Origin of the sequence: Micavibrio sp. TMED2, from assembly GCA_002168225.1 — a bacterium.
GTDB lineage: Bacteria > Pseudomonadota > Alphaproteobacteria > TMED2 > TMED2 > TMED2.
This window is the reverse complement of sequence record NHBH01000001.1, coordinates 1139530-1152006: the sequence shown is the minus strand read 5'-3', so window position 1 is coordinate 1152006 and position 12477 is coordinate 1139530. Positions and strand designations below refer to the sequence as shown.

Sequence of the window (12477 nt, the reverse complement as noted above, 5' to 3'; positions counted from 1 at the left end):
TTAAGCAGGCAACCCGCCTGATACCGGCACAGCCACCAGACGGCCTTAGCTTCCATGACCGACAGAAATCCGCGCGATGTCCTGAACTCAGTGTTTCAGGCAGCCCTTGCCGTATGCCTGCCTGACAAGATTGTCGGCCCGGCGCTCGACCGCCTCGACCTCGACCGGGTCAAGGGCCGGATCGTGATCACCGGTGCTGGCAAGGCCTCCGCCGCCATGGGTGCCGCGGTTGAGGCATGGGCGAAGGACAAGGGCCTGTTCGACCGGATCGAGGGGTTGATCGTCACCCGGTATGGCCATGCCGTTGATTGCGAGCGGATCGAGATCGTTGAGGCCGCGCATCCAGTGCCGGATCAGGCCGGGATGGATGCCGCCGGACGGATCAAGGCACTGGCTGAGGAACTGACCGCTGACGATGTTATGCTGTGCCTGATCTCCGGTGGTGGCTCGGCCCTGCTCGCCCTGCCCGCACCCGGCCTGACGCTGGAGCACAAACAGGCCGTGACCAACGCCCTGTTACGCTCCGGGGCCAATATCGGCGAGATGAATGCGGTGCGCAAACACCTCTCGGCGATCAAGGGCGGGCAGCTTGCCGCCGCCGCCCATCCGGCGCGGGTGGTGTCGTTCCTGATCTCCGATGTGCCGGGCGATGACCCGGAAACCATCGCCTCCGGCCCGACCGTACCCGATCCCTCGACCTTCGGGCGGGCGAAACAAATCCTCGGCGATTATGAAATCGACCTGCCCGGCCCGGTGGCCGACTGGCTCGATCAGGCCGAACCGGAAACGCCGAAACCCGGCGACAGCATCTTTGACAAGACCCAGACCATCATGCTGGCCACGCCGCAGATGGCGCTCGAGGCCGCTGCCAAGGCGGCAGAGGAACACGGCCTGACGCCGATTATCCTCAGCGATGCCATCGAGGGCGAGGCACGCGAGGTGGCCAAGGTCCATGCCGCCATCGCCCGACAGGTTCAGAAACACGGCCAGCCGGTCACTGCACCCGCGCTGATCCTGAGCGGCGGCGAAACCACGGTCACCGTGCGTGGCAAGGGCCGCGGCGGGCGCAATGCCGAGTTCAGCCTGGCACTGGCCATCGACCTCGCCGGGGCGGCGGGCATCACCGCCATTGCCTGCGATACCGACGGGATTGACGGGTCCGAGGACAATGCCGGGGCGATCATCGACCCTGAGACCCTGACCCGTGCCAGCGAAGCCGGGATTGACGCCGATGCCATGCTGCGCGGCAATGACAGCTACAGCCTGTTTGAGCAGACAGGCGACCTCGTCATGACCGGGCCGACGCTGACCAATGTCAACGACTTCCGCGCCATTCTGGTGGAGCCAAAAGAATGACCTCTATCCGCAAGCTCGCTGCCAATGATTATGACCAGTGGCATGTGCTCTGGCGCGGCTATAACCATTTCTACCGCGCCGATGTGCCGGATGATGTGGCGCGCAACAGCTTTGGCCGCATGGTGGCCGAACGCGACGGCATGATGGGGCTGGTCGCGGTTGATGACAGCGGCCAGCTGGTCGGCATCGCCCATATCATTCACCACCCCTCCACATGGACCGATGGCGTCTATTGCTATCTGGAAGATCTGTACGTCTCGCCCGCGGCCCGTGGCACCGGTGCCGCCCGGGCGCTGATCGAGGCAATCTACGACCACGCCGACCGGCGCGGCGACGTGGCCCGCGTCTACTGGACCACACAGGAATTCAACGCCCCCGCCCGCTCCCTGTATGATCAGGTCGCAAAACGCACATCATTTATCCGGTATCAGCGAGCCTGAGGGCTTAAAGCGCCTGTTGGGCCAGCAGCAGCAGGTCGTTGGCAAACAGACCGCGACCGATGGTGGTTTCGGCACCGAGTGCGGTTGCAACGGAGCGGAATCCGCCCTGATCGTTGGACAGGGCCTGTATCAGCTGGCGCATGATGGCATCATCACCGGCCATGCTGCCGAGACCGGCGGTATGGCGCGGGGTTGATGGCGTCCAGTTGAAGCCACTTATACCACCGCCACTGCCACCACTATATGATTTACCCGCAGTTGACTGTGCCGGTGCCGGCGCGGTGGCAACCTGTGTCGTACCGGTACTCTCGTCGAACTTGGCCGCGAAGAAATCATAGACCTCGGCCAGTGAACGGGCCTTGCCGGTCGCGCGATCATAGAAAACATTGTGATTGGCGGCGGCCGCCTTGGGCATGACGCTGGCCGCTTCGGTTGACGGGTCGATACCCATCTGCTTCAGGAACTTGCCAGCACCACCGGCACCGAGGAAATGCGCCAGATACAGATCGGTTGAGCCAACATCACGACCGAGCTTGCCCTCAAGGTAGTTCTGGTTTTCCGCCGCGAACTCCGCAGCCATATTGGCCGCTGCCTGCGGGTCGAAACGCAGATCCATGATCTCGCCCTGCACCGCCGCATCGGTAATGCGGTACCGACCGTCACTGCCCTGCTCGATCGCATCGGCATAGGGGCCGAGACCGTGTTTGGCACCGTGGCGGTCGACCATGGCGAGCCATGTCTGGTCGATGAACTGGTACAGCCCCTTGGCCGAGGACGTGCCGGCCGAGGCATTGGTGTTGTAGCTGCTCTCGGCGGAGGCCTTGTGCATCAGGTAGGAAAAATCGACCCCCGTGCGTGCGCTGGCATTCGCGACGGCATTTCGCACATCGCGCGGCGCATTCTCAAACCCTTGAATTAACGCGGGATTTTGCACAAGTGGTTGGGGCACGAAGTCTCTCTTCACCTCTGGGCCGGAAATCTACATCCCAATCAATGCAACCCATATGCCAGTTTCGGGCCGACACCCCTCACGTCTGTTGATTGCCCCCGTGACGATTGATCCCATTACAATTGATGTCATGACAGGCAGGCATCATCCGACTATAAATTGACGAAAAGGTAAGCTGACGGCGCAATGCCCGGCTCATAAGAACGACAGAGCGACCTGCAAAACCGAGGAAACCCGACCATGATCCCCTATCATGCCCCGATCAACGACATGACCCATATCCTCAAGGACATTATCGGCCTTGAGCGCCTGTCATCCCTGCCGGGTTTTGACATGGTGGACGATGATCTGGTCGATGCGGTTCTGGATCAGGCCGGCAAGCTGGCAACCGACATACTGGCCCCGCTCAATACGGTCGGCGATCATGAGGGCAGCGTGCTGGAAAACGGTGTGGTCCGCACCCCCAAGGGGTTCAAGCAAGCCTATGACCATTATGTCGAGGGCGGCTGGAATTCCCTGCCCTTCACCCCGGATTACGGCGGTCAGGGCATGCCCTGGGCGCTCGCCTTCCCGGTACAGGAGATGTGGCAGTCGGCAAACATGTCCTTCGGCCTCTGCCCGCTGCTCAATCAGGGCGCGGTCGATCTGATTACCGAGCACGGCTCGACGGAACAGAAAGACCTCTATCTGGAGAAGATGATTACCGGCGAGTGGACCGGCTCCATGAATCTGACCGAACCTCAGGCCGGTTCCGATGTGGGCGCGGTACGCACCAAGGCAACGCCGAACGGTGACCACTACCTGATCAAGGGCAACAAGATCTGGATCACCTATGGTGAGCATGACTGGACCGACAACATCATCCATCTGGTTCTCGCCCGCCTGCCCGATGCACCGGCGGGATCGAAAGGCATCTCCCTGTTCATCGTGCCGAAGTTTCTGGTCAATGCGGATGGCAGCCTCGGTGAGCGCAATGATCTGCGCTGTACCGCACTGGAGCATAAGCTCGGCATCCATGCCTCGCCCACCTGCTACATGACCTATGGCGATAATGAGGGCGCGATCGGCTACCTCGTCGGGGAACCGAACAAGGGCCTCAGCTATATGTTCACCATGATGAACAACGCCCGCATGTCGGTCGGCTTGCAGGGCGTGTCGATTGCCGAGCGCGCCTATCAGCAGGCGGTATCCTATGCCCGTGAGCGGGTGCAGTCGAAGGCGCTGACCGGCAGTGACGGCCCGGTTACCATCATCAACCATGCCGATGTACGCCGGATGCTGCTCGACGCCCGCGCCAAGATCGAGGCCGGACGTGGCTTAAGCTACCTTGCCGCCACCTATATGGATGAGGCCAATGCCAGCCAGGATGGCGCGCTGAAGGCCGCATCAAACGCCATGGCGGAACTGCTGACCCCGGTGGTCAAGGCATGGTGTACGGATATGGCACAGGACGTCACCGGCACTTGTGTTCAGGTCCATGGCGGCATGGGTTTCTGTGAGGAAACCGGTATCGCCCAACATTACCGCGACGCACGTATCCTGACCATTTACGAGGGCACCAACGGCATCCAGTCCAATGACCTCGTCTTCCGCAAGGTTCTGCGTGATGGCGGCAAGACCATGACCGGCTTCATCGCCGAAATGCGCGATACCGCCGATGCGCTGGCAGCGAAACCCGGTGATGATGCCACGGCCATTGCCGACAACCTCAAGGCCGGCCTCGACCATCTGGAAACCGCAACCGGCTGGATACTGGAGAACGGCAAGGAGCCGGAGGCAATCGCCGCCGGTGCCGTCGCCTATTGCAAGCTGTTCGGCCTCGTTACCGGTGGCTATGTGCTCGCCCGTTCCGCCCTGTTCGGCCTCGACGCCATGAGCCAGCCGGGTGGTGCCAATGGCCGCGCCGACTTCTTCGATGCCAAGCTGGTCACGGCAGTGTACTTCGCACAGAACGTGTTGAGCCAGACCGGCGGCCTCGTCACCAGCATCCGCGACGGCCACCGCGCCATCAACAGCTTCGCCGAAGCGGCCTTCTGAGGCCGCGCGGCGCCGGTCGTTGCCGGATCGTCAAATCGGTAGACATTAAAACCTGTCATTCCGAATTTGGCCGGGATAGCATGGGGTTCGTGAGTTCTGTCACCACCACACCCGCCAGACACCATGCTTTTTCGCCACCGTTTTCCGGTCATCGCCCTGCTGGTCATGCTGTTCGCCGCCCTTACCGGCCAGCACGCCAATGCCCGACAACTGACCATCGGCATCAGCCAGTTTCCGTCCAATTTTCACCCGATGATCGACAGCACTCTGGCCCGGACCTATGTGCTCGGTTTCGGACAGCGGCCGATCACGGTCTATGATGCCGACTGGGAACTGACCTGCCTGCTCTGTACCGAACTGCCGACCATCGAGAATGGCCGCGCGGTACTGGAAGAGCGTGAGAACGGCGAGATGGGTATGGCCATCACCTACACCCTGCCGGAAGAGGCAAAATGGGGCGATGGCACGCGGATGACCACCGAGGATGTTGTCTTCACCTGGGAAGTGGGTCGCCATCCCGACAGCGGCGTGACCAATTTCGAGTTCTTCCAGAACGACATTCTCGACATCACCGTGGTCGATGACCACACCTTCACCCTGCATATGGACAAGGTGACCTGCGAATTTGCCTCGATCAGCGGCTTTACCATCCTGCCCGCCCATCTGGAGCGCGGCACCTTCGAGGGTGATCCCTCCGCCTATCAGGAACGCACCCTCTACGATACCGACACCACCAATCCCGGCCTGTATTACGGCCCGTACCGGATTACCCGCGTGGATCAGGGCAGTTCGGTCGTGCTCGAGCCAAACGAATACTGGTGGGGCAAAAAACCGGCCTTTGAGCGGATCATTGTCCGCACGGTCACCAATACCGCCGCCCTCTCGGCCAACCTGCTCTCCGGCGGCATGGACATGATTGCCGGTGAACTTGGCCTCGCCCTAGATGAGGCGCTGGCCTTTGAGGCACGGGCCGGCAACCGGTTCAACTTCGTCTATCGCCCCGGGCTGATCTACGAACATATCGACGTCAATCTCGACAACCCGATGCTGGCCGACAAGCGGGTGCGTCAGGCGCTGCTCTATGGCCTTGACCGGGAACAGATCAACCAGCGCCTGTTCGACGGTCGCCAGCCGGTCGCCAAATCCAACGTCAATCCGCTCGACAGCGTCTATTATGACGGGGTGAGGGACTATCCCTTCGACCCGGAACAGGCAGCACAGTTGCTCGAGGAAGCAGGCTGGTTCCCGGCAGCAGGCGACGGCATCCGCCGCAATCAGGATGGCGAGGCCCTGCGCGTCACGTTGCAGACCACGGCGGGCAATACCACCCGTGAGCTGGTCCAGCAGGTAATCCAGCAGCAGTGGAAGGCGCTCGGCATCAATGTGGTGATCGATAACCAGCCCGCCCGCGTATTCTTCGGCGAAACCGTGCGCAAGCGGCAGTTCCCGGCGCTCGCAATGTTCGCGTGGATTTCCTCACCACGCAGCATCCCGCGTACCACCCTGCATTCGGAGATGATCCCCAGCCCGGAGAACAACTGGGCCGGGCAGAACAGCACCGGCTACCGGAATGCCAAGATGGATGAGCTTCTGGAGGAGATGGAGGACACCTGCGAACCGGCGGCCAATCAGGCGCTGTGGAATCAGGTGCAGGAAATCTATGCCGAGGATCTGCCCGCCCTGCCGCTCTATTTCCGCGCCAATGCCTATATCCTGCCGAAATGGCTCACGGGCCTGCGCCCCACCGGTCACCAGTTCCCATCGACCTATTGGGTTGAGGAATGGCAGGCGGAATAGGCATCGGGACATCTGCTGAATGCTGACCTTCCTCACCCGCCGCCTGATCGGCGCGCTTATCGTCCTCTTGCTTATGTCGGTCATCGTCTTCGGCCTGATCGGGCTGATGCCGGGCGATCCGGTGGATATGCTGGTCAGCATGGACCCGAGCGTTTCCTCGGCAGAGGTGGATCGCCTGCGTGAACGATACGGTCTCGATCAGCCGCTATATATACGCTACGGCAACTGGCTCAGCGCCGCGATACAGGGAGAGTTCGGGTACAGCCGCCTCTATGGCCGCCCGGTGTTGGAGATTATCGGCGGTGCGATTGCCAATTCCTTCTACCTGCTGATGCCCGCCTTCCTGCTCGCCATCATAATTGCCCTGCCGCTCGGCATACTGGCAGCGGTCAGGGCCAACCGCTTCACCGATTACAGCATCAGCCTCATCAGCTTCGCCGGTATCTCGGTGCCGCCCTTCTGGCTGGCGCTGATGATGATCCTGATCGTCTCCGTGAACTGGCAACTGCTGCCTGCCGGGGGGATAGAAAGCCTCGGTGCCACCGATCTGCCCGGCTGGTTTGACCGGCTGAAACACCTGATCCTGCCGACCATCTGCCTGACCCTGCTCAGCCTTGGTGGCTATATCCGGTTTATTCGCGGGGCGATGCTCGATGTGCTTGATGAGGATCATCTCCGGGTCGCCCGCGCCAAGGGTTTGCGCGAAAGCCGGGTGATCTGGCGGCACGCCCTGCCCAATGCCGCACCAACCATCATCACCATTGTGGCACTCAATTTCGGCGGGCTGTTTTCCGGCGCGCTGATTACCGAGGCGATGTTTGCCTATCCCGGCCTCGGCCAGACCATCTATGGCGCGATTGAGGGCAATGACTACAATCTGGCGCTGGTCGGCTTGCTGCTGGCCACCGCCATGATCCTGATCGCCAATCTGATCGCCGACCTGCTCTATGCCGCTGTCGATCCCCGCATTTCCTATCAGGACGGCACATGAGCGGCACCGACACCATCACCCTCGCCGCCGAACAGGCAAGCGCCGGTCATGCAGACCGGCTGACGCCGCGCCGCCAGATCATTGCCCGGCTGGTGCGTCAGGTACCGGCCATGATCAGCCTGATCGTGCTAATCCTGATCACCGCCACCTGCTTTGCCGCCCCGTGGTTCGAGCACTGGCTCGGCACCACGGCAGAAGCACAGAACCTGTTCGGTCGGTTTCAGCCACCCTCGGCGGCACATTGGCTCGGCACCGACAGTTTGGGCCGCGATGTGTTTCTGCGCCTGCTCTATGGCGGGCAGGTATCGCTCATCGTCGGCCTGACCACTGCCGGGTTTGCCGCCGTAATCGGTACCTTTATCGGCCTGATTGCCGGGTTCTATCGTGGGATTGTCGACAGCCTGCTGATGCGCCTGACCGACATCGTCATCGCGCTGCCGCTGCTGCCACTGCTGATCGTGCTGGCAGCGGTTGACCTGACCAAGCTGGGGTTGAGCACCGATGCCGCCTATGCCGAAACCACGGCGCTATATCGGATCGTGGTGATTATCGCGCTGGTCGGCTGGACCACCGTTGCGCGTCTGGTCCGGGCCAGCACCCTGACCGTACGCACCCGCCCCTATGTCACGGCGGCCACCGCCCTCGGGGTCAGGGATGCAGCCATCCTGCGCCGTCATATCCTGCCCAATGTGGTCTCGCCGGTGATTATCTCGACCACCCTGTCGATCGGCACGGTGATCCTGCTCGAAAGCGTGCTCAGCTTCCTCGGCCTCGGCATCCAGCCACCGGTACCGAGCTGGGGCAATATGCTGACCAATGCCCAGGCGCTGATCTGGAACGCCCCCTGGCTTGCCATTTATCCGGGACTGGCCATCTTCATTACAGTCATTGCCTTCAACCTGCTCGGCGACGGGCTGCAACAGGCACTGAACCCGAAATCAGCGAACCGCAGGACATGATATGCGTTTCATACTGGCAGCCCTGATACTGACAATAACCAGCGTCCTCACCATGACCGCCAAGGCCAATCCGCTTGCTGAATACAGATGGTCTTACCGACCGGTACTGGTCTTTGCACAATCACAGCAGGATCAGAATTTCACAGACCAGATGAGAGCCATCAGACAACAGATCGGCAGCGCATATGAGCGGGATATTATGCATATCAGCGTCGCCGGTGAGACGGTCGATCTGGATGCTGCAGATTTGTCAGACACAGCCCCACAACTATCCTTCGATGCAACCGACCTGCGCCGGAAATATGGCGTAAATGACGATCAGTTTCTTGTCGTGCTTGTCGGCAAGGATGGTGGTGAGAAGGGCCGCTGGGATGAGCCGGTCAATATGGGTGAGATATTCTCGCTGATCGACACCATGCCCATGCGCCAACGTGAGATGGGCAATTATTAAACGTCGTCTACGCCCGCCCCATGGCGCCGCGGTCGACGAGGCGTTCGATGGCCATGTCGACCTCTTTCTTGACCTGATCGCTGACATCGCCGCGCATGGATAATATCTGGTCCATGGCGCGGTTCTTGATCAGTGGGTCTTTCGCCGTGCGGGCGAGAATCTCCAGACCGTTGGGAATGAAGGCACGGGAAATCTGGTTGCGGGTCTTGGCCATGCGCTGAAAGGCGTCCAGCCCGCGACCGTCGGGATAACGCTGGCCGATCATCTCGGCGATATAGAATGGCGTGTGCCAGTCGCTGAAACTGGCATGGACCCGGTGCAGCACCTTCAGCAGCTGTTCTTCCTGTTCGGTATTCAGCCGGTCGAATTCGTAATTGAACACGGCGATCAGGTTCCATGACCCGTTCATGCCATGCAGCCGGTGATCCTGTATCAGGCCGAGCAGCACCTCGAAATCGGCCTGCGGGAATTCCGGGAAGTTGATGATCTCGACACCGAAATTGAACACCACGTCATTGAAGACCTCACCGCTCTTTGCCGCGACAGCCGCATTCATGGCCGCGTTCCAGCGATCTTGTGCGTCTTCTTCCCGATCCGACATGCCTGTGTCTTCCGTCCGGTTGTCAGCCTGCACGCGGCAGAGCGGTTTCGACCAGCTGCGCCCAGTATGATGCACCGATCGGCAGGATGCGGTCGTTGAAGTCGTACTGGGTATTGTGAACCATCGCCTGATGCTCATCATCACCCTGCCCCATCCAGATATAACAGCCCGGACGCTCCTGCAGCATATAGGAGAAATCCTCCGCACCCATACAAGGGTCCATGTCGCGCAGGACATTCTCCGACCCGAGCAGATTACCGGCGACCTGAGCCGCAAATTCTGCTTCATCCACGCTATTGATGGTCGGCGGATAGCCGCGACCGTACCTGACCCGCACCTCGGCTCCCATGGCCTTGCCGACACTCTCGGCGATTGTGGTCATCTCGGCCTCGATCATGTCGCGGATTTCCGGATCGAAGGTACGCACGGTACCGCCGAGTTTGGCCATACGCGGGATGACGTTGAACGCCTCGCCGGAATGGAACATCGTGGTGGAGATAACCGCCTGTTTCAGCGGATCGGTGCGGCGGCTGACCAGTGATTGCAGCATGGTCACGATCTGCGCGCCGATCAGCACCGGGTCGATGCCGAAATGGGGCATGGCCGCATGGGTGCCCTTGCCCTCGATCTCGATGTCGAAGCGGTCGGCAGCGGCCATCATCGGCCCGGCCATGATCGCCGCCTGACCCAACGGCACTTCCGGCCAGTTGTGCATCCCCCAGACCGACTTGGCCGGGAACTTGTCGAACAGTTTTTCCTGAACCATCAGTCGACCGCCCCCATGGCCTTCCTCAGCGGGCTGGAAGATGAAATAGACCGTACCGTCGAAATTACGGGTTTCGGCGAGATATTTCGCGGCCCCCAGCAGCATGGTGGTGTGCCCGTCATGGCCACAACCATGGAACTTGCCCGGTGTGGTCGAGGCATGGGCAGCACCGGTTTCCTCGGTCATCGGCAGCGCGTCCATATCGGCGCGCAGTGCGATGGCATGGTCCTGCCCGCGCTTGTCGCCATTGCCGTGCAGCACACCGACAACGCCGGTTTTGGCGACACCGGTATGGACCTCAATGCCCCATTCGGCCAGCTTGTCCGCCACGATCTTCGCGGTGCGGACCTCCTCGAACCCCAGTTCGGGATGGGCATGGATGTCACGACGCCATTCGGTCATTTCATCGTGGAAGTCGGCAATGCGGTTATTGACGGGCATGGTCGGGCCTTGGTTGTTCTGTTCCGGGTCATTCCGGTTCGGGCCATGCATGTTCAGCGGACCCGAAACCTGTTCTTATTGAACCTAGTCGCGGGGCAGCTGCCGTTCAACCAGCCGGGCCATATAACTGGTCGCGACCGGCAGAATGGCATCGTTGAAATCATAGAGCGGATTGTGCACCGGTGCCTGATGCTCGTCATCGGCCTGACCGATCCAGACATAGGAGCCGGGCGCGTTCTCAAGCATATAGGCGAAATCCTCACCGCCCATGATCGGGGCGATCTCGCGCATCACCTGTTCCTCACCGACAATATCGGCGGCAACCTCACCGGCGATCCCGGTCTCATCCGCGCTGTTGACCAGCGGCGGGTAGCCGAGGTCATAGGTCAGGGTAATCTCGGTGCCATACTGTTTTTCCGCACCTTCGCAAATATCGCGCATGCGTTGCTCGATATATGTGCGCAGATCGGCATCGAAGGTACGCACGGTACCGTTCAGGAAGGCATCGTCGGGAATGACGTTGAAGGCCGAACCGGCATGGAACTGGGTGACGCTCAGCACCGCCGATTTGATCGGGTCGCTATTGCGGCTGATGATGCCCTGCAGGGCGTTATATATCTGATTGCCGATGAAGATCGGGTCGATGCTGTCCTGCGGGCGGGCGGCATGACCGCCACGTCCCTTGATCTCGATCCGGAAATCATCGACCGCCGCCATGGATGGCCCGACACGGGTGCCAATGGTACCGGCAGGCAGTGATGGCGAGTTGTGTAAGCCCCAGACCGAGCGTACCGGATATTTCTTGAACAAGCCCTGCTCGATCATCACCTGCGCCCCGCCGCCAAACTCCTCGGCGGGCTGGAAGATCAGTACCGCGGTACCGGTGAAGTTGCGGGTTTCGGCGAGATATTTCGCGGTACCGAGCAGAATGGTCGTATGGCCGTCATGACCGCAGGCGTGCATGGCACCACCGCGGGCAGAGGCGTAATCGAGACCCGTCTTTTCATCCATTGGCAGGGCGTCCATATCGGCACGCAGGGCAATGCGCTTATCCGCGCCCTCGGCCGGGCCGCCATTGCCATGGATCAGGGCGACAACCCCGGTACCGGCCATACCCTGATGAATGTCATCGACCCCGATCTCGCGCAGACGTTCAACTACAAACCGGCTGGTCGCATGTTCCTCGAAGGCCAGTTCCGGGTTGGCGTGGAGGTGGCGACGCCATCCGGTCATTTCGGGCAGCATGTCTGCGATACGGTTCACAACGGGCATATGTGCGGTTCCTGTGCCATGGCGGGGGATCATCGACAGCAGGTAACTTAAGCGCGCCGATCAATAGAGGCCAGCAGGCAATTTGTCTTTCAGATAGGTTTCCGCATCCGGCGTGTGGGTAAGCATGGCATTCACCCATGCCTGCCGCTCGTGATCGATCACCCGCAACTCCCAGACACAGGCCATGAGGGAGCGTTTGCTCACATCCTCAAACTCCAGCGTGCCGGAGTCGGCCCGGAACAGGGCGCGGCAGCAGATATCACCATGGGCCCACCAGTGCAGCAACAGCCAGATCGCTTCCTCCCCCTCATGCAGGATGGCAAAGCCGAGGCCGTGATGCCCGGTGTCATAGGCCGCAGCCTTCGGGATTTCGGTTTCGGCAATCCGGCGGGCAGTGCCAATCAGCGCCAGTGACGG

General features: G+C 61.0%; 12 protein-coding genes. 7 read left to right on the top strand and 5 right to left on the bottom strand.

Features of this window, described 5'->3' with window-relative positions:
• Positions 1 to 54: 54 nt before the first annotated feature.
• On the top strand, positions 55 to 1356 hold the full coding sequence (locus tag CBB62_05520; protein OUT41773.1) for a glycerate kinase: 1302 nt from the start codon (positions 55 to 57) through the stop codon (positions 1354 to 1356).
• Entirely contained in the window at positions 1353 to 1796 is a 444-nt protein-coding gene (locus CBB62_05515) for a GNAT family N-acetyltransferase (protein ID OUT41772.1), read from the top strand. The genes CBB62_05520 and CBB62_05515 overlap by 4 nt, the downstream gene beginning before the upstream one ends.
• Before the next feature lie 4 nt (positions 1797 to 1800).
• Here CBB62_05515 and CBB62_05510 read toward each other — a convergent pair whose 3' ends face one another.
• Positions 1801 to 2682, bottom strand: a complete 882-nt coding sequence (locus CBB62_05510; protein OUT41771.1) for a hypothetical protein — start codon at positions 2680 to 2682, stop codon at positions 1801 to 1803.
• A gap of 303 nt (positions 2683 to 2985) precedes the next feature.
• Between CBB62_05510 and CBB62_05505 the strand changes: the two genes are divergently transcribed.
• The 5 genes from CBB62_05505 to CBB62_05485 all read left to right on the top strand — a co-directional run bounded on the left by CBB62_05505 (position 2986) and on the right by CBB62_05485 (position 8980).
• Positions 2986 to 4782, top strand: a complete 1797-nt coding sequence (locus tag CBB62_05505) for an acyl-CoA dehydrogenase (protein ID OUT41770.1) — start codon at positions 2986 to 2988, stop codon at positions 4780 to 4782.
• A gap of 123 nt (positions 4783 to 4905) precedes the next feature.
• Positions 4906 to 6579 (top strand): peptide ABC transporter, encoded by a 1674-nt coding sequence (locus tag CBB62_05500; GenBank protein OUT41769.1) that lies wholly within the window; start codon positions 4906 to 4908, stop codon positions 6577 to 6579.
• Between the two features lie 19 nt (positions 6580 to 6598).
• A complete protein-coding gene (locus CBB62_05495) occupies positions 6599 to 7570 on the top strand; it encodes a diguanylate cyclase (GenBank protein ID OUT41768.1) in 972 nt (323 codons plus the stop codon).
• The gene (locus CBB62_05490) at positions 7567 to 8529 is read left to right on the top strand and encodes an NAD synthetase (protein ID OUT41767.1); all 963 of its coding nucleotides are present in this window, start codon (positions 7567 to 7569) and stop codon (positions 8527 to 8529) included. The genes CBB62_05495 and CBB62_05490 overlap by 4 nt, the downstream gene beginning before the upstream one ends.
• A gap of 1 nt (position 8530) precedes the next feature.
• Positions 8531 to 8980: a hypothetical protein gene (locus CBB62_05485; protein ID OUT41766.1), complete on the top strand. Its 450-nt coding sequence runs from the start codon at positions 8531 to 8533 to the stop codon at positions 8978 to 8980.
• A gap of 7 nt (positions 8981 to 8987) precedes the next feature.
• Here CBB62_05485 and CBB62_05480 read toward each other — a convergent pair whose 3' ends face one another.
• The 4 genes from CBB62_05480 to CBB62_05465 form a co-directional block, all read right to left on the bottom strand.
• Positions 8988 to 9581: a hypothetical protein gene (locus CBB62_05480; protein OUT41765.1), complete on the bottom strand. Its 594-nt coding sequence runs from the start codon at positions 9579 to 9581 to the stop codon at positions 8988 to 8990.
• Between the two features lie 22 nt (positions 9582 to 9603).
• Entirely contained in the window at positions 9604 to 10788 is a 1185-nt protein-coding gene (locus CBB62_05475; GenBank protein ID OUT42665.1) for a peptidase M20, read from the bottom strand.
• Positions 10789 to 10872: 84 nt separating this feature from the next.
• Positions 10873 to 12060 (bottom strand): hypothetical protein, encoded by a 1188-nt coding sequence (locus CBB62_05470; protein ID OUT41764.1) that lies wholly within the window; start codon positions 12058 to 12060, stop codon positions 10873 to 10875.
• A 60-nt stretch (positions 12061 to 12120) separates the two neighbouring features.
• Positions 12121 to 12465: a hypothetical protein gene (locus tag CBB62_05465; protein ID OUT42664.1), complete on the bottom strand. Its 345-nt coding sequence runs from the start codon at positions 12463 to 12465 to the stop codon at positions 12121 to 12123.
• Positions 12466 to 12477: the final 12 nt, after the last annotated feature.

Coding starts and splice junctions, on each gene's coding strand:
- CBB62_05520 (OUT41773.1), top strand. CDS start 55: ATGACCGACAGAAATCCGCGCGATGTCCTGAACTCAGTGTTTCAGGCA.
- CBB62_05515 (OUT41772.1), top strand. CDS start 1,353: ATGACCTCTATCCGCAAGCTCGCTGCCAATGATTATGACCAGTGGCAT.
- CBB62_05505 (OUT41770.1), top strand. CDS start 2,986: ATGATCCCCTATCATGCCCCGATCAACGACATGACCCATATCCTCAAG.
- CBB62_05500 (OUT41769.1), top strand. CDS start 4,906: ATGCTTTTTCGCCACCGTTTTCCGGTCATCGCCCTGCTGGTCATGCTG.
- CBB62_05495 (OUT41768.1), top strand. CDS start 6,599: ATGCTGACCTTCCTCACCCGCCGCCTGATCGGCGCGCTTATCGTCCTC.
- CBB62_05490 (OUT41767.1), top strand. CDS start 7,567: ATGAGCGGCACCGACACCATCACCCTCGCCGCCGAACAGGCAAGCGCC.
- CBB62_05485 (OUT41766.1), top strand. CDS start 8,531: ATGCGTTTCATACTGGCAGCCCTGATACTGACAATAACCAGCGTCCTC.
- CBB62_05480 (OUT41765.1), bottom strand. CDS start 9,581: ATGTCGGATCGGGAAGAAGACGCACAAGATCGCTGGAACGCGGCCATG.
- CBB62_05475 (OUT42665.1), bottom strand. CDS start 10,788: ATGCCCGTCAATAACCGCATTGCCGACTTCCACGATGAAATGACCGAA.
- CBB62_05470 (OUT41764.1), bottom strand. CDS start 12,060: ATGCCCGTTGTGAACCGTATCGCAGACATGCTGCCCGAAATGACCGGA.